The sequence below is a fragment of the Pseudomonas sp. P65(2024) genome (assembly GCF_057480955.1).
Window position 1 is genome coordinate 1 of record NZ_JBLIYX010000001.1, and the last position, 15,953, is coordinate 15,953.

16 protein-coding genes and 2 pseudogenes are annotated in these 15,953 nt (G+C 51.8%); 5 read left to right on the top strand and 13 right to left on the bottom strand.

Translation table 11 applies throughout. From position 1 onward, the window contains the following. Window positions 1-757 (top strand): LysR substrate-binding domain-containing protein (locus AC25MA_RS00005; protein ID WP_486971654.1); only part of this gene is annotated, 757 nt, incomplete at its 5' end. 223 nt (window positions 758-980) lie between these two features. Here AC25MA_RS00005 and AC25MA_RS00010 read toward each other — a convergent pair. From AC25MA_RS00010 to AC25MA_RS00025, 4 genes are all read right to left on the bottom strand, one after another. Continuing rightward, on the bottom strand, window positions 981-1,961 hold the full coding sequence (locus AC25MA_RS00010) for a TerC family protein (RefSeq protein WP_021782226.1): 981 nt from the start codon (window positions 1,959-1,961) through the stop codon (window positions 981-983). Window positions 1,962-2,317: 356 nt separating this feature from the next. Then, on the bottom strand, window positions 2,318-2,776 hold the full coding sequence (locus AC25MA_RS00015) for a DUF3429 domain-containing protein (RefSeq protein ID WP_486971655.1): 459 nt from the start codon (window positions 2,774-2,776) through the stop codon (window positions 2,318-2,320). Between the two features lie 35 nt (window positions 2,777-2,811). Then, window positions 2,812-3,372 (bottom strand): GTP cyclohydrolase I FolE, encoded by a 561-nt coding sequence (gene folE, locus AC25MA_RS00020; RefSeq protein WP_028614330.1) that lies wholly within the window; start codon window positions 3,370-3,372, stop codon window positions 2,812-2,814. After that, the gene (locus tag AC25MA_RS00025; RefSeq protein ID WP_486971656.1) at window positions 3,357-3,770 is read right to left on the bottom strand and encodes a thiol-disulfide oxidoreductase DCC family protein; all 414 of its coding nucleotides are present in this window, start codon (window positions 3,768-3,770) and stop codon (window positions 3,357-3,359) included. Before AC25MA_RS00025 ends, folE begins: the two co-directional genes overlap by 16 nt. A 476-nt stretch (window positions 3,771-4,246) precedes the next feature. Here AC25MA_RS00025 and AC25MA_RS00030 point away from each other — a divergent pair, with 476 nt between their 5' ends. Together AC25MA_RS00030 and AC25MA_RS00035 are read left to right on the top strand one after the other, a co-directional pair. Further along, window positions 4,247-4,582 (top strand): hypothetical protein, encoded by a 336-nt coding sequence (locus AC25MA_RS00030; RefSeq protein ID WP_367237718.1) that lies wholly within the window; start codon window positions 4,247-4,249, stop codon window positions 4,580-4,582. A 75-nt stretch (window positions 4,583-4,657) separates the two neighbouring features. Beyond that, complete coding sequence (locus tag AC25MA_RS00035; protein ID WP_486971657.1) at window positions 4,658-6,718, top strand: TonB-dependent receptor; 2,061 nt, start codon at window positions 4,658-4,660, stop codon at window positions 6,716-6,718. A 222-nt stretch (window positions 6,719-6,940) separates the two neighbouring features. Here the strand turns inward: AC25MA_RS00035 and AC25MA_RS00040 are convergent, their stop codons facing one another. The 3 genes and pseudogenes from AC25MA_RS00040 to AC25MA_RS00050 all read right to left on the bottom strand — a co-directional run. Continuing rightward, complete coding sequence (locus tag AC25MA_RS00040) at window positions 6,941-7,498, bottom strand: methyl-accepting chemotaxis protein (protein ID WP_392510496.1); 558 nt, start codon at window positions 7,496-7,498, stop codon at window positions 6,941-6,943. Further along, window positions 7,478-8,269, bottom strand: a pseudogene (locus tag AC25MA_RS00045) (PAS domain-containing protein); the annotation flags it as partial. The pseudogene AC25MA_RS00045 and the gene AC25MA_RS00040, both read right to left, overlap by 21 nt. A gap of 780 nt (window positions 8,270-9,049) precedes the next feature. After that, window positions 9,050-9,492: pseudogene (locus AC25MA_RS00050) on the bottom strand (LLM class flavin-dependent oxidoreductase); the annotation flags it as partial. 319 nt (window positions 9,493-9,811) lie between these two features. Between AC25MA_RS00050 and AC25MA_RS00055 the strand changes: the two are divergent. Continuing rightward, window positions 9,812-10,321, top strand: coding sequence for a response regulator (locus tag AC25MA_RS00055; RefSeq protein WP_197854204.1), 510 nt, complete (start codon window positions 9,812-9,814; stop codon window positions 10,319-10,321). Window positions 10,322-10,353: 32 nt separating this feature from the next. Here the strand turns inward: AC25MA_RS00055 and AC25MA_RS00060 are convergent, their stop codons facing one another. From AC25MA_RS00060 to AC25MA_RS00085, 6 genes are all read right to left on the bottom strand, one after another. Beyond that, complete coding sequence (locus tag AC25MA_RS00060) at window positions 10,354-11,979, bottom strand: methyl-accepting chemotaxis protein (protein ID WP_021782231.1); 1,626 nt, start codon at window positions 11,977-11,979, stop codon at window positions 10,354-10,356. A 648-nt stretch (window positions 11,980-12,627) separates the two neighbouring features. Beyond that, window positions 12,628-12,993 carry a histone-like nucleoid-structuring protein, MvaT/MvaU family gene (locus AC25MA_RS00065; protein ID WP_197854203.1) on the bottom strand — a complete coding sequence of 122 codons (366 nt, stop codon included), beginning with the start codon at window positions 12,991-12,993 and terminating at the stop codon, window positions 12,628-12,630. A 348-nt stretch (window positions 12,994-13,341) separates the two neighbouring features. Then, window positions 13,342-13,926, bottom strand: coding sequence for a hypothetical protein (locus tag AC25MA_RS00070; RefSeq protein WP_078479305.1), 585 nt, complete (start codon window positions 13,924-13,926; stop codon window positions 13,342-13,344). Window positions 13,927-14,006: 80 nt separating this feature from the next. Then, complete coding sequence (locus tag AC25MA_RS00075) at window positions 14,007-14,390, bottom strand: hypothetical protein (RefSeq protein WP_486971658.1); 384 nt, start codon at window positions 14,388-14,390, stop codon at window positions 14,007-14,009. A 2-nt stretch (window positions 14,391-14,392) separates the two neighbouring features. After that, complete coding sequence (locus tag AC25MA_RS00080) at window positions 14,393-14,863, bottom strand: hypothetical protein (RefSeq protein ID WP_025755016.1); 471 nt, start codon at window positions 14,861-14,863, stop codon at window positions 14,393-14,395. A gap of 48 nt (window positions 14,864-14,911) precedes the next feature. Then, window positions 14,912-15,304, bottom strand: a complete 393-nt coding sequence (locus AC25MA_RS00085; RefSeq protein ID WP_025755015.1) for a DUF6957 family protein — start codon at window positions 15,302-15,304, stop codon at window positions 14,912-14,914. A gap of 129 nt (window positions 15,305-15,433) precedes the next feature. On the opposite strand from AC25MA_RS00085, the gene AC25MA_RS00090 reads away from it, so the two are divergent. Further along, window positions 15,434-15,895, top strand: coding sequence for a helix-turn-helix domain-containing protein (locus AC25MA_RS00090; RefSeq protein ID WP_182363623.1), 462 nt, complete (start codon window positions 15,434-15,436; stop codon window positions 15,893-15,895). Window positions 15,896-15,953 lie beyond the last annotated feature (58 nt).

Sequence of the window (15,953 nt, forward strand, 5' to 3'; positions counted from 1 at the left end):
TCGGGGCGCATCATCGTCGGCAGGCTCCAGAAAGAAATCGGGAGCACAGCATCGGGGATCAGGTAAGCGCTTTGAATGTGGGGTTCATGGAGCGCTTACGCTGCAACAAGAGGCCTTCAATCCCACGACCAGCAAAATGTTCGTGACAGTCGCTGCGACTGACTACGCTCTTCGGGCGGTCGTAGCGCCCTTCCTGAGCGCACTCCGAAAGCAGGCTCCAAACATCCGGGTTGCAGTTCGTGCGGTAGACCTAGCCAGCTTGCCAACTCAATTGGAGCAGGGCGAGATCGACATAGCCCTAGTCACACCAGAGATGATCCCGCCAGGAGCGTTATCACAGCGCCTTTTCGATGAACGCTACGTTTGCCTGATGAGTGCAACCCATCCTGATGCCCAACCGGCTACGCTGTCACTTGATCGCTTCTGTGAGCTAGACCATGTGCTAGTTTCGCCAGCGGGAGGTTCTTTCAGCGGAGTGACTGATGAAGCGCTGTCAAAAATTAATCGCCGACGCAGAGTCTGCATCTCAGTCTCCAGCTTCCTCATACTCCCTGAGTTGCTCAGCACCTGTAATCTGATCGCTGTAGTACCAGAGCGGCTGACTCCAGCGGATGAAACACTTGTCGTGAGAGAGCCGCCAGTCGATATTCCTGGGTTTACCAAAGCTATGATTTGGCATGGGAGAACGGAGCGAGATGAAGGACAACGATGGGTGCGATCAATTCTATTTGAATCATCTCAGCACCGCTGCTTATGACTATGACCGAGGGTTCAGCATTTCACTGCAAGAGCAAACTGAAAACTAAATAGCCAGGGCGCTTGTGCTCAAGGAGTGTAGACATCCAGCCATTACACGCGGAAGCTTAAGCGGTGTAATGGCGGACGCCCAATCCAAGATCTACAGGTTTACTGCATTTTCCTGTAATTCATAACGCTTCCGCGCTTTCCTCTCGCTAAAAGCAACGATAAAAGCTAGTACGTTAAAACTTGACGGGCTCTCTTGTCTTCCAAAGCGACAGCAATACACCGCCAATCAGAAGACCAATTGTAACGCTCAGAGAAATCTCTGCGGGCACCTTGCCCACGATATCGTGAAGGAAAATCTTCGTACCTATGAAGACAAGCACCAAGGCCAAGGCATACTTAAGATAAGCGAAGCGGCTTATCATCGCCGCCAGCGCAAAATACAGCGCCCGCAATCCGAGTATGGCAAAAATGTTAGAGGTATAGACAATGAAGGGATCCTGAGTGATAGCAAAGATTGCGGGAACGCTATCAACAGCGAAGACCAAGTCAGCACACTCAATAAGAATCAAAGCAAGAAATAGCGGTGTTACCCATAACACCTTTTTACCTGAGTCATTGGGCAGCCGCACCAAGAAATTCTGACCATGCAATTCCTTGGTTATGGGCAAATGACTACGGAGATACTTGACGAACCGGTTATTCTCCAGATCAGGCGCATGATCCACACGAGCGAATAGCATCTTTATCCCAGTGAAAACCAAGAAAGCTCCGAAAAAGTAAAGTATCCAGCTGAACTGCGCAATGAGCGCGGCCCCCAGGCCTATCATAATGGCCCTCAAGACGATGACTCCCATAATCCCCCAGAACAGCACTCTATGCTGAAACTCTCTAGGGATGGCCAGGAAGCTAAATATTAATGCGATAACGAATACGTTATCCATCGACAGGGACTTCTCAATCAGGAAACCAGTCACATAGTCCATACTTGCGTCGCTGCCTTTCTGGAAGTAAACCCAAACAGCGAACAGTAGGCCCATGCTGATGTAACCAGCTGACAGCAGCAAGCTCTCTTTGACGCCAATCTCTCGATTCCCTCGATGGAGAACCCCTAAGTCAAGCGCTAGCAGAGTTAAAACCACAGCAAAAAAGGAAAGCCAGAGCCACAGATCAGTGCCCAGGACATCCTGAGAGAGATACGCATTTAGGGCAGTCATGAGCCCCTCCTATATAGTCGTAGTTCAACAACTATGACTCCGACATGGCGGCTAATTAACCGTCAGAGGGGCCCGGCGTCACACGTTAAGATTTTATCCAATCAAACAACCTTGCAAGAGGAAAAATTTTACCAATTATTTCTCCAGCATACTCGGCATTGGATCATCCCGAGCTGCCGAATTGCACATCAAAGGTCACTCAATGATGGGCTGCAAAACCCGCCAAGAGCTAGACCGATTAGTTAGCAAGCGCTTCTGATAACCGAAAGCCCTAAAAGCCGTCACGCACAGGGCTGACCTAGTCTAGGTGGTACCGCCTCAATGGTTGCCCAGCCGCTGCCATCGGGATAATGAGCTCAATCAAAAAAATACAGTACAAGTGCACCAATTAGCAAACACACACTTGCGACTATGGTTAAACGTACTCGCATAGGCCAGTACCACCCAGGCAAAATATTGACCAATTTACGATCTTGCCAAAGATGCCCAATGAAACCACAAGCTAATACCAAGCAGCCCCATGACACAGGTAACAACATGCTAACCCAACCGATGAGGGCTGGAATAACACTCCACACGAGCCTCTCCTGTCGTCCCTTTGCAGACAATCCCTGTAAGGTCATAGCGAAACCCCAATGCAAGGCCCCGACAAAACTCAGTATCACAGCCCCATAGCCAACCAAAGCAACAGATAGAAAATCTCGGTAATCAGTCGCTAAACAAAACAGCAGTGCCACACCAACGAACGGCAGCAAGCCACTATAACCCAGGACTTTAAAACGACTTGAAGATAACGTATTGAAAACTGCACTCATGGGCACGTTCTTCCTATGCGGCTAGGGATCATATTTCAGGTATGTCGCCCAATGAGGTTGAGGAATTCGTGCCGGGTAGTCGGGGAGTCTCGGAACTCACCCAGCATTACCGATGAAATCATCACTGAGTTCTGCTTTTCTACACCTCGCATCATCATGCACATGTGCTTGGCCTCGATAACGACGCCAACACCTGCCGCATCAGTCACTTCCTGCATGGCACACGCAATCTGTCTAGTCAAATTCTCTTGAATCTGCAAACGGCGGGCAAACATATCGACTAAACGCGCCACTTTGGAAAGCCCTAATACTCGTCCTGTTGGCAGATAGGCGACATGCGCTTTCCCAATAAACGGCAACATGTGATGCTCGCACAATGAGTACAACTCAATATCGCGAACGACCACCATCTCATCATTCTGACTTTCGAACAAAGCGCCATTGACTAGCTCAGCTAGGCTCTGGGTATAGCCATTGCATAGATATTGCATCGCTTTGGCAGCACGTTGGGGGGTATCCAAGAGCCCTTCTCGCTGCGGGTTTTCACCAACGCCAACAAGGATTTCACGATAATGCTCGGCTAGCGAATGTGACATTTGGATTCCTCACCTTTGCAACGTTGCCTACCCTCGGGATGGGGTAACCAGGCCAAACTTGGCCTCAAACGACAGAACAACCTGTACAGAACTGAAAGCAAAGGACGTAGCGGACGCCAAGCCAGTGGAGCGGCCCACATCCCAACACCGGCAGCACGCCAGCTCCAAAGGGTAGCGTCCAAGCCTGTTACCCAATGATCGTTCGCGAACCTTGCGTGCAAGCACGTTCTCATTTGCTCAATCGACAGGCCAAGAGGTATGGGATCGAAGTCATCGCCATCGATATCGATCAGGATGAGCTTTGCTGCAGTTGAACGCCTGCGCAGGAAGGCCACCTCCCTGGCGCACAATGGGCAGGCACCGTCAAAATAAAGGGTCAAAGGCCACTGGCAATACATGTACAACACCTCAATCTTGTACAGGTTTTGTATAAGTTAGCGGAACCCGCGAAATTAGCAATGGCCGTGATGAGGGATCACCTCGTAAAGCGCCCACTCACTGGAGGCTGGTGGGTTCAGTAGCTTCGGGCGGATGACGGGCTCCGGCTAGAGACGTCAAGCCATAACCGGGATCGAAAGGTAGCTGCTCGGCTGACGGCGCGAGGAGCCTCGCTTTTGTGGCGTCGATTAGCTCAGTGAATTTCTCAAATGGCTGCACGCCCCGACAGTGATTGAGTTGGGCGGCTCGCAGTAACACTGGAGTAGCACATTTGGCGTGTGACGCTTATCGCCGAGCACCTATGAAAAGGTTTTACAGGTTGCGCTGATTCCGGCTTAATGCCGGCGCTCGCCAAGCGGAAAGGATCATGGTCTCGCGCTTCCGTAACCACCTGCTGTTGCTCGCCTGCTTTGCAGTGTTGTTCAACCTGCTGATGATGCCGCTCGACCGTAGTTTGCGTAACGCTCCAGTTGATGAGTCTCTGATCCTGGGCAGCTTCTGCAGCATTCATGGCCTGGAAAGCTTGCCTAAATCCTTGCTGGCACAGATTAAGGTTGACCAGACAGATCTGGCTGATAATGCTCTGGGCAAGGTGCAAAGTGGGGACTGCTGTTGCTGCCATGCCGGCCAGGCCGGTGTATCCGGCGACTACTTCAAGCATCTGTTTCCACGCTTCTGGCCTGATACTGTACTTCTAGGCGATACCCCGCTCCTTCCCCTACCTCGCCATCAGCGGCCTAGTCTAAATCCTCGCGCCTCCCCCCTGGTTTAAGCAGTCACTCAATCCAGAACGTGCTCGCGTTTGAGCGAGTCCGGTCGTATTCGACTTTTACCAGGAACATACGTCATGCCTGCGTATTGCAATTCCGCACGCGCTATATTGCCCGTGCTCGCCATCACCAGCGCCTTTACCGTCAGTCCACTTTCGACTGCAACTGCCGATACCCTGCCGCCCGAAAGCTCCACCCTGACTCTGGGTGCCGTGAACATTTCAGGATCTAGCACTGGCCCCCTGGCCACCAGCAGCGTACTCAGTTCAGTCGACATTCTCGGTGGCGACATCCTTGAAAAAATGCCCGTTACCTACAGCTGGGAGCTGTTCAACCGGGCACCTGGCGTGATGCTCACCGAGTTCAACCAAGGCACCACCTCCGGAAAAATCTCGTTTCGGGGATTCAATGGAGAGGGTGAGGTTAACGCAGTGAAGCTGCTGATTGACGGCATCCCGAGCAACACGAATGACGGCAACATGCCCTTCATCGATTCGGTGTTCCCCATGGACATCGACAGCATAGAGATCGTCCGTGGCACCAGTGACGCTCGCTACGGGCTGAATAACATCGCTGGCAACGTCAACATCAATACTCGTATAGGCGGTAACTACAACAAGGCACGACTGCGCTATGGCAGCTTCAATACCCGTGAAGTCCAAATGGCCAAGGGCATCGAGACCAGCAACTGGACGCAGAACTACTTCTTCGCTCGACAACAGGTAGATGGCTATAGAGACCATGCTGACACCGAACGCTACAGCTTCGGTGGCAAGTGGTTTTACACCCCTGATGACAACGGCTATCGCTTGGGATTGATCGCTAGGCACTACGAGGCCGAAGCAGATGAGGCTGGATACCTGACAGAAGACAATGCCCGGCATCACCCTCGCATGAGCAACCCGTATAACGCCACGGATAAGGGTACGCGGCGTATGAATCAGGTCAGCCTGCACTTCGACACTGATCTGGCTGACACGCTGTCCTGGTCAGCCAAGACCTATGTGAACACCTTCGATGACCGCCGCTGGACGCAATACTGGAGCACCAGCTCGCAGCAAGAGCGTGACGCCTACGAGACCCAGTACGGCGCTATCACCTCTTTGACTTGGCGACCCGAGGTTGACTGGTTGCACGCCTTCGCTCTAGAGGGTGGTAGCGATGTGCAGAAACAGGAAAATCGCAGCGAGCGCTACAACACCATCAACCGGGTGCGGCAGAACCAGACTCGCGACCAGGATTTCGACTTCAATACCGTTGGGGCCTATATGCAGGCCGAAATCGAGCCCTTTGAGTCGCTGAAGATTGTCCCGGCCTACCGCGTCGACAAGATCAGCGGCGATTTCACCAACAAGCTCACCGACCAAGATTACGACATTAACGACTATGGCCTGATCAAACAGCCGAAGCTCAGTGTCGTATACTCCCCCTGGAAGTTTGCGAGTTTTTATGCGAACTGGGGCCGCACTTTCCAAGTAGGCACAGGTGCAGCTGCCTATAAGGTACCGCCGCGTAACGAAGACCTTGATCCATCGATCAACGAAGGCTGGGAGACCGGCATCAAGTTTACGCCAGTCAGCTGGATGGACGGTCGCGTTGCCTACTGGCAACAAGATGCATCGGGTGAAGTCAGCCGACGTCTGAACGACCCCAGTGGCGACTCCGATAATGTGGGGGAAACACGACGGTGGGGCTATGACCTGCAGGTCAACCTCCGCCCGGACGAACGCACTGAAATGTGGATGTCCTACTCCTGGCAGTATTCAAAAATCCTTGAGCCCAGCAGTGCGTTACCACAGAGCAAAGGCAGGGAGATCGACCATGTGCCGCATCATCTGTGGAATACTGGTATCAGCTACCATGCTACCCCGATGCTTCAACTATCTGCGTGGGCAAACGGACAAACCAATTACTACCTAGAGAGAGAGAACACTCAAGGCACTTATGGTGGTTACGTACTCATGAACATCGGGGCCACCTATAAGTTGAGTGAGTCGATGAGCGTGGATCTTCAGTTGAAAAATCTAACCAATCGCTACTACGAGTACGCTTGGTATGACCCCGATGGCGCTAAAAACTCGCTACACTCGCCAGGCGATGGCCGGGCCCTGTATGCAGGGGTGACGCTCGATTTTTAACAATCAAAAACCTTCGGCCTGTACGAGTGGAGACTCTGTTTGATCGGTCAGCCCTGCGGGGAAACGCTCCGCTGGCCTCCTGTCGAATCCACTCAAAGGAGGCAGCACGGCAACGACGTGAAGTGCTAAAAACTTTACAGGCACTGGCCATGACAGATGGACATTCGCAGTCCGTCCATCTGTGATGGCGCACCTCAATTCAGTACCGTAAGAGATACAGGTCTATTTCACCTCGTTAGCAAAACGCCCAACAGCTTCCACTACTTGCTTTGCTCCATTTTGAATCTCGAGGATAACCGTGCCCGCCTCGTTGGCGAGTACCAAACCCTCCTCGGCTTTCGCACGACTGCTGAACATCTGGGCGACGGCCTTATCAGCGAGCTCCTGGTTTTGCTGAACGACGTTCACAATCTCTTCGGTCGCCGAGCTGGTATGGCCTGCAAGCTTTCGGACTTCATCGGCAACCACAGCGAAGCCCCGTCCCTGCTCTCCGGCACGTGCCGCTTCAATCGCCGCATTCAAGGCAAGAAGGTTAGTCTGCGACGCAATACCGCCAATGGTTTGAACGATTGAGCTGATCAACGCAGATTGCTTACCGAGTGCCTCGATGCTGTCGGTTGCGAGCTTCATTTGCTCAGCGATACTTCGCATCGTGCCTACCGTTCGCGTTACCACGACGGCGCCGTGTTCGGCACTAGAGTCCGTTCGTTGCGACACATCAAAAGCAACACCGGCGGCATCTTTAACTTCTTGCTCTCTAGCTACCTGGTCGGTAACCACACTCGCAAATTTCACGACCTTCGCTAGGTTGCCCTCAGTGTCGTGCACAGGGTTGTAGGTTGCCTCCAGCCAAATATCGTTACCACGCGCGTCGACTCGCTTGAAGCGATTCGCGACGTATTCACCACGGTTGAGTGTCTTCCAGAAACCTACGTACTCATCGGATGCCGCTTCTTGCGCCGAACAGAACAAGCGATGATGCTTGCCTACGATCTGGCCCAGTGAGTAGCCCATGGCATCGAGGAACTGTTTGTTCGCCGTGATCACGGTGCCATCCAATTTAAATTCAATGACAGCTGTTGACCTAACCAGCGCTTCAATCAGAGCCCGGTTCTCCTTGGCCTCCTCAACGGTGCGAGTGATCTCACTGCCGTAGCCCTGGACATGAGCCAAGCTCCCGTCTTGGTTTCGAATAGGAAGCCAGTAGATTTTCAACCATGCAAGAGTACCGTCAGCCCGCAGGTAGCGATATTCGTCATTGACGGGTTCGAATCGCGCCACAGCTTGATTGAAGGCGTGGAAGCAAGGGAGATTTTTGACGTAAGGCGGAACGATCTCCGAAAGCGGACGGCCATGCAGATGGTCGCTCGAGTACCCCAGAGTTTCTAAGAAAATTCGATTGAATGCACAGATCCGGAACTGAGCATCAAGTCTTATGGAAAGCATCCCTCTGTCCATTTGCTCGACCTGCTGACGTAGCAGATGTAGCTCCGCACTCTGCTCCTGCAGCGTTTTTTTGAGTTTGCGGTTGAACAATTTTAGGCTCCACACGTGCTGAATCAGCAATTATCGACACAGGCCACTTTTTCTTGAGCGGCCAGTCAGTTTTTGATTGGGTCGGTAGGGTGGCGCGCCAACGGATCCATGAATCGCCCTTGGTTTTGTAGACGCCAGCCAGAGCCTCTGGAAGCGCAGTTGGCCTCAAGGGGAGGAAGACTGATGTGAATTGGAACCGCTGAAAATCGAAGATCTCTCCGCGATTGCAGATCAGGATGGCAACGAAGGCTGAGTATTTTGGCTCAAGAAAATGGCCCAGGTTTCATATGAGTGTTGATGCCATTGGACAGCATCGTCCCAGAGGACACCGTTGATTTCGCCCCGAGAAATTAGGTGCCTGAGCCTGGAATTTGAAGCATCCAATTCGAGGAGATGCCTATGAGCGGTGTACCGAAAATCGTCGTTGCTTAGCATTGGACTGATGTCCTGAAGGGCTGGCTCGAGGATACGTGCCGATGTCCCTGTGCATCATTATGACATCAAAGCAAATGGGTAGTTCTGATCTCATCGCACATCTTACGCTCCCTGCCGTGAAAGCAGCCGGCGAAGGCTATCTCAGGACGGATACCGAGCTATCCAGGAGACTTTTACCCAGAAGCGGCTGGTCGAGTAACCACTCAGGCTCCTTGATTAGCTGTTCGGTGGGCCATCGCAACACACGATGACAGAGCCTGTGTCATAGATTCCCCTAGCCCCGAGTCGAACGCCTCCTCAGTAGGCCACACCGGTAGTGACCATCCCGAGGCTTGGCTATCCGATCATAGGATTTTCATATCAACGATCCCGAAAACAAGCCCCATAGGCGGATGGCGGTAGCCCCGACTAGAGCCGTCAGTCCTCAGTCGAGATCGAAAAGTGCCGGTTTGCGGCTGAGTGCGATAGAGGCCTCGTTTTTGGAGCGCTGGCACGACCAGCCCGGCGAAATCCTCAAGCGTGCCAGGGCTTGTGAGCGGGTTAAGCATGTAGCCACTGGTGCCCGAGATGCGAGCACGCTCCTCGACTCGATCAGCAATTTGTTCGGGCCTACCTACCAAGATCAGATCAGTACCTCGTGTGACGTTGGCAAAGCGCTGCCTCACATCACCCGCTGTCAGCGGCTTACCGCTTCCATCAGGACGCATCATGTAGGAAGTCAGGCCTTCAGTGTGAGTTGAGAGCACATCGCTATCCGCATAGCGGCTAGGGTCGATGCCTGTGTCACCTGCATAACTGAATAAGCTTGTGCTATCGCGCTATAAAAGCCATAGCCGACCGGCTATCCAGATACGAACGGAATTGAACTCGCCAACTTGATCATATAGTCAGGAAAACTGAAGTCCAGGCTTTGCCATAACCCCGCAGCAGTTCTTGAAGCCACGCCAATCATCCAGGAGAATAGCGAGCACTTCCACCGATCAGTGCTGTATTGCCCCCTGATGATCAAGTGAATTTTTTGTACAGTTCACATGTCGTATGCGTGACGAGCTGTCCACGATACGTTGAAGCGGCAAGTGGATTCAGATTTTTGTAACCGTAGCTATATGTTCGAGTGCTAGTATGAAAGACTTTCTTCCAGTAGAGGAGATACACCGCCCTAACGTCCTCATTGTGGAGGACGAACCAACGCTTCGGGAGTTACTGACACTACTGATGGAAGATTGGGGTGCTGCGGTTACAGCCGTAAGCACTGCCGATGAAGCCCGTGAGCAGCTAAGAAAACCAGGCTGGCGCTTAGTGCTCACTGATGTGCAGATGCCCGGCTCGCTCACCGGAGTGGACATTGCCTGGATTACCAACGAGGAACACCCTGATGCCAAAATTATTGTCATGAGTGGATACTACGAGTTTGAAATCAAGTCTCTACCTGATCTCGCTATATTTCTGCCAAAGCCCTGGCAGGTTACAAAGTTAGAAGAATTAGTTTCGGCACACCTTGGCACCCCAAACAGAGCTTACAACTTGGAAAATCCCCCAAAGCAACACATGACAACGCACAAGAAAACAGAACCACAAACCATACTTACACCTGCACCCCTGCGCGAAATTATAAAAAAGCATCCCTGCTAAAATAAATCCAAAAACAAATATAGACCTAGAGCTTAAAGCCTGAAGTCCTGGACTACACGATTTAAGCCGACAGCAAGGCTGGACACTTCCCCGCTAGCACTCGCCGTCTGGCTCGCACCCGCTGCGCTTTGAGTAGACAAATCACGAATACTTGTGAGGTTTCGATCAATCTCTCGTGCCACCTGCGCCTGCTCTTCTGAAGCAGTCGCAATCAAAATATTACGTTCGTTGATCATAGTGATTGACTGGGATATTTCCTCTAGCGACTCACTAGCCAGCTGTGCTACAGAGGTAGATTCATCAGCCATTTTCTGACTTTCGACCATAGCCTTAACAGCCTGAAGCGAATCGTCCTGGATAGAGCCAATCATTTGCTCAATTTCTTGAGTGGATTGTTGAGTACGATGGGCCAGAGCCCTAACCTCATCTGCAACTACTGCAAAGCCTCTACCTTGCTCCCCAGCCCTTGCGGCCTCAATTGCGGCATTCAACGCCAGTAAGTTGGTTTGTTCAGCGATGGCTCTAATCACTTCGATGACTTTACTGATGTCTTGAGCTCGCGAAGAAAGCGTTTGGATCTGCTCACCCGTAGACTCAACATAGGAGGATAGCGCTTGTATAGCTCCTAAAGTTCTCTTAACATTTTCGAGCCCAGATTTGGTGAGTTGTTGAGCTCGCCCGGATGCATCAGCGGCTTCCGCAGCATTGACGGCCACTTCATCAACTGCGGCACTCATCTCATTGACAGCGGTGGCAGCTTGGTTGACTTCATCGTTTTGCTTGACCAACCCTCGACTACTTTCTTCAGTGACCGCCGCCATTTCTTCAGCAGCCGAAGCAAGTTGCGTTGAGCTATCGGAAATATGGGTCAATGTGTCTTTTAAGTTATTTTGCATTTGAGAGATAGCAGCCAGCATCGCAGCTGCCTCGTCTCGACCTGAAACCTTGAAAGTCTGCGATAGATCCTTATTCGCGATAACCTTGGCAATTGAAAGCGCTTCGTCCAGAGGCTGAGTCACACTTCGCACCAGCATGTAACCCAAAACAATTGTAAGCGTCACCACGGCCAAAAGCAGACCATAGATTGTGACTAATCCGCTATGATAGATTTCACCTGTTAACACCCCCGCTGCTTTTGCTCCTTGATCATTATAATCCATCAAATCAGAAATTTGATCAACGAGACTATTGGTAAGGGGGCGGATAGTCGAACTAATCAACGCAGAAGCAGCCGCATTGTCACCAGAGAGGAGCATTGGCTCTAACTGGTTCAGGAAACCTTCATAACGATCAGCGCTCGCCCTGACCTTATCGTACAGTGACTGCTCTTCAGGACTCGCTACCACAGACTCATATTTTCTTATGAGGCTTGTGAATTCCCGCCGATAGTCCGGAAAAGTTTTCACTGTCTGATCACGAACTACAGGATCATTCGTAGTAGTTGCTCGAAGACTTTCCAACCTTAGCCTAAGAACGCTTGAGTTTATAAGCCCAGCTAGCCGAATGCTGGCCATCCAATTTGTTTCAACATCTTGCTCTGCTTGACGAAGCCTCTCCAACTTATTAGCAGAAAGTAGCCCCATCATAACAACCACAGCGACAATAATTGCAAAAATAAGCGCCGCACGCGGCCCTATTTTAATATCACGAAACTTCATATAAACCTCTGTCCTACACACCAGTCTATGCTTATCGGCTGAATCGTTTAACTCTTTAGGCTTAAGGAAAAATTTTTGAGATGAATAGTTCTCCTTCTCATCTTTGTGGCTGAGACTATCTATCCACGCATCTGAATGATCTTCTGGTCGGGGTACCAGGCAATCACCTCGCCGGCACAATAACGTCCTTTGGGGTCGTGGTCTCGAAATCTCCGTAATCACGCAGTGATTTCCAATGTGAACGATAGCCGCTTAACGCCTGGGTCAAAGCATGGGGGGTTGGGTATGGCCTAGCTATTTAGCGTGCCGTTGAATGAGCCGTAGATCCTAGTATTTAAACGCTTCCCGCAGGCTAGATAAGCTTAACGCCCTTACGCAATCTCTACTCACATCCAAAACGGCAAAAGGTTCGATGAGTAAGGTAGACGAAGAAGATTGGCTGTCCAGACGCTCGACCCGGTCGCGATCTACTTGAATTCCAGGCGAAAAAAAAACCGCCAACAGGGGCGGTTCATAAGGTACTGCTCGGGGTCTCCGGCTCTCCACGACGAGATTTAGGTTGTCGTTAAAGAGGTCTTTTCCTCACAGAGGTTTTGTCGCCGGACACTTAGGCTGCGGATCGCAGCCATTCCGCTAAAGGTGCGGAGATTACTGACGCCACGACTCCACAGTCTCGGCGCCATGCTCGGCTTTCCAGGTTTTGAGGATGGCATGGTTACCGCCCTTGGTCTGGATCACTTCGCCGTTGTGCGGGTTCTTGTAAGTCTTAACTTCACGTGGCTTACGAGTCGCTTTCTCTGGAGAGACTGGAGCAGCGGCACGAGCGCGAGCTTGAGGATCAAGAATGCTGATCACCTCACGCAGGCTGAAACCGTACTCACCAAGCAGGGCACGGAGTTTGTTTTCAAACTCCATTTCAGCCTGGATTGCACCGTCATTTTTCATCGCTTCCAATTCTGCGAGCTGCTGAGCAAGCTGGAGTTCAAGGCGGCGGAATTCTGCAAGACGAGACATGGGGGGGGTGTTCCTTGGGGGCTATGATCGGGCCAGATTACAGAAATTGTCGAAGAATGTCTTAACCATCTCAGGTCAAGCTTGCCCAAAAAATCTTTGACGAAGTGAAGCGACTCGACTTCTAAGACAATTGCTGTAACGCATTTCCTGGAATGTAACAACGCCAATGTTACATTCCAAAAACTACGTTACAAGCCCTATAAACAAGGGGTTTGACACCAAACGGCAAGCGGAGCGCGCAGGCCAAGGATGGCCGCAGGCGTGAGGATGGAAGCCCGGAGGGCCGTGACCGGCAAGCCGGGCACGGTTTACGACAGCCGCCCCTCTGAAGGAGGGCTCGCCCAATGGTCAGCGATGCATTTTGCTGAACCGCTCAACAAGCTTTGCAGGTGCAATCGACTGCCAGGTGTCCAATACCGTTGTTTTGTAGAACAGATTTATCCCTACTCCCACAAAAAACGCTGCAATCATACAAGCAAGAGCGAATGCATAACGCGTCACATCACCCGCATACTCAGCAAATCCATTTACAGAACTATAATGATACCCATCAACCAGGGTGCCTAATCCAAAGAACAAAGCTACCCATGCCAAAACAAAGGCCACTGCTGAGATCACCGCTCCATTCGCCCAAATACCCAGCTGGGAGGTGTACTTTAGGCTAGGCTGCTCGAGCACTTTCCCGCTAGCGGTCTTTGCGGCGTATATAAAGCCTGTATTTTTTTGTTTATTCTTAGATTTCTGAACAAGCCCGTAAAACTCGTACTGTCCGCCATTTTCCAGATCTTCGTAGATACGAGTAGGCATCCGAAAATTAGGAATGAGAACGTCATCTATTTTCATGATGACTTGCACATTATCTGAGAAGCTCTCAAAAACTCGTATGTCTTCCAGGCAGCCAGAAAATTTCAGGTATTCAAACTTAATAAACACTTACAGCTCCTTGCTCGGGCCCAAATTTCAGGCAGGGGGAGGCCTTGGGCACACCTTGGCGTGCTCAGGCTCGATCTAAATCAGTGCAGTTGAGTATTGGGGAAGCGCTCTCCAACCAAGCGGCAGAAATCCCTCAGGCTCCGGCGTCCGCCATCGCGGCGGAAGGTAGCTACCACGTACTTGGACTTCATAGTCGTGATCACCCAGAACTTGCCTTCCTTCTTAATACTCACGATGTCGGATGTCTGGATCAGGTGCCCATCAGCAAACCGACCATGAGGCCCTTGCCGCATATGCCCAAAGACTACGCCAACGGCGCTCAGTCGATGAATGTGAACATTCACCAGAAACGCGGTTATCTCATCCTCGTATCCCTGGCCTACAGCTCGAGCAATACGCAACAGGTCGAAGTCCGAGTAGCGCTTCACGTGATAGTCCACCTTCACCGTATTGACCTCTGACATCCCTAAGCCCTCCGAGATTCTGCTGCAGCACTGGCCTGAGCCATACCGCGTCGATACAGCTCCCTGACGCCGTTCAAGGAGTCGGCACCGAGACCAGGCTCATGCGTATCGACGTACACAGCACCACCCTCTACTTCCAGAAGGCAGACGGCCACACCAGCGTGGTTGTGTCCCATCGACAGTGAAGTGAGCCTCTCCATCTTCCAGCCGCCGTCTTTGTTCATCCAGGATGGAGTCACGGCCTGGACTTCCTGCACAACTAGGCTCTCGTCCTGCGCTATCAGCAGCTCGACGAGGCGCATCTCATCGTTGAGCATCTCCTCATAATTCCTGAATTGGCCTTCATGGAGACGCTGAACACTCACGTGGTACCAGTGGGTAGCGAGAGCTCGGGAAACGCCATGCCAATGCATCAACCCGTCGCCAAACATGCCAGGGATGCCGGCCATGTCAGCATGGTGAGAACGAAACATATCTTGATCTCTGAAACAGTAGAGTCGTCACGAGCGGGGCCGAGAGACCTAGAAAATTGAGAAGATGCCTTGCAGCGAAGACGGCTTCCGTTGGCCTGGCCCCTTGAGTAGGTAGACAGTGTTCCTGGTCGCGAAGAGGTAGCCCTCATTGAAGGTTCGAGCGATAGTCGACCGCACCCAATCGCCCGCCTCAAAGCGTTGCTGTTCGTCATGTACGACCTTGTGGGCAAACAAGAACATGGGCTGACATCCAGCAGCAGCCACCTTAGCCAGCTCATCTTCCGTGAGGATGGCGTCCAGGATGACCCACTCCTCAACCACGCAGAACGGCATCCACTTGTAGCGCTCACGAGCGGCGAGAACCAGTTCCTCCAGGGTCAACTCGGAGCCGATCAGATCAACTCCCTCCCCCAATAGCCCGTCGTTGAGTGGGCTATCCATCAAGCACATCCCCGCATTTCAATTTCCATAAATTGCCGGTAATTCGGCCACACCGCCAGAAACACGACTATAGACGTTTGTTTGGCGGTAAGCAAACGCGGCATATCGTTCGCTTTTGGGGAAAGCATCATGTCGCTGCGTTACTCATTTGCTGCAGTGCTTCAGCTACTGCGAACGCACAAGGGTTTGTCCCAAGACGATTTGTCTTCATTCGTGCCACAAACTAATGTGAGCAAGCTGGAGTTGGCCAAGAGCTCCGTAACCGTTGATACAAGCTATCTACTAGCTTCAGGCTTGGAGGTCGAACCCACCACCCTCCTAGCCCTGGTCATGGCATCACACGATCACCGCTCAGCTCGAGAAACACTTCTTGCATCACTGGCTGAACTAGAAGCGCTGGGACTGGCCGACAGCCTTCTGCCGACCGAGCCTCAGGCTGTGACACGAGTTAACGTATCGTCAGCAAGAAAAAAATTGATGGCTGTACAGGAACAAAAAGCACTCGGTCTCAGTCAGTCCCAAGCTGCTAAAAAGCTAGGGCTTCCAGAAAGCACCTTGCGTCGACTGTGGCATCAATCAATTCAAGACTAGACCTTCTGGGTCTCAGGATCGCTCTCCATCGGCAAATCACGGACGCTGCAGCGCTCTT

Coding starts and splice junctions, on each gene's coding strand:
- AC25MA_RS00010 (WP_021782226.1), bottom strand. CDS start 1,961: ATGACTGCCCTAAATGCGTATCTCTCTCAGGATGTCCTGGGCACTGAT.
- AC25MA_RS00015 (WP_486971655.1), bottom strand. CDS start 2,776: ATGAGTGCAGTTTTCAATACGTTATCTTCAAGTCGTTTTAAAGTCCTG.
- folE (WP_028614330.1), bottom strand. CDS start 3,372: ATGTCACATTCGCTAGCCGAGCATTATCGTGAAATCCTTGTTGGCGTT.
- AC25MA_RS00025 (WP_486971656.1), bottom strand. CDS start 3,770: ATGTATTGCCAGTGGCCTTTGACCCTTTATTTTGACGGTGCCTGCCCA.
- AC25MA_RS00030 (WP_367237718.1), top strand. CDS start 4,247: ATGCCGCTCGACCGTAGTTTGCGTAACGCTCCAGTTGATGAGTCTCTG.
- AC25MA_RS00035 (WP_486971657.1), top strand. CDS start 4,658: ATGCCTGCGTATTGCAATTCCGCACGCGCTATATTGCCCGTGCTCGCC.
- AC25MA_RS00055 (WP_197854204.1), top strand. CDS start 9,812: ATGAAAGACTTTCTTCCAGTAGAGGAGATACACCGCCCTAACGTCCTC.
- AC25MA_RS00060 (WP_021782231.1), bottom strand. CDS start 11,979: ATGAAGTTTCGTGATATTAAAATAGGGCCGCGTGCGGCGCTTATTTTT.
- AC25MA_RS00065 (WP_197854203.1), bottom strand. CDS start 12,993: ATGTCTCGTCTTGCAGAATTCCGCCGCCTTGAACTCCAGCTTGCTCAG.
- AC25MA_RS00075 (WP_486971658.1), bottom strand. CDS start 14,390: ATGTCAGAGGTCAATACGGTGAAGGTGGACTATCACGTGAAGCGCTAC.
- AC25MA_RS00080 (WP_025755016.1), bottom strand. CDS start 14,863: ATGTTTCGTTCTCACCATGCTGACATGGCCGGCATCCCTGGCATGTTT.
- AC25MA_RS00085 (WP_025755015.1), bottom strand. CDS start 15,304: ATGGATAGCCCACTCAACGACGGGCTATTGGGGGAGGGAGTTGATCTG.
- AC25MA_RS00090 (WP_182363623.1), top strand. CDS start 15,434: ATGTCGCTGCGTTACTCATTTGCTGCAGTGCTTCAGCTACTGCGAACG.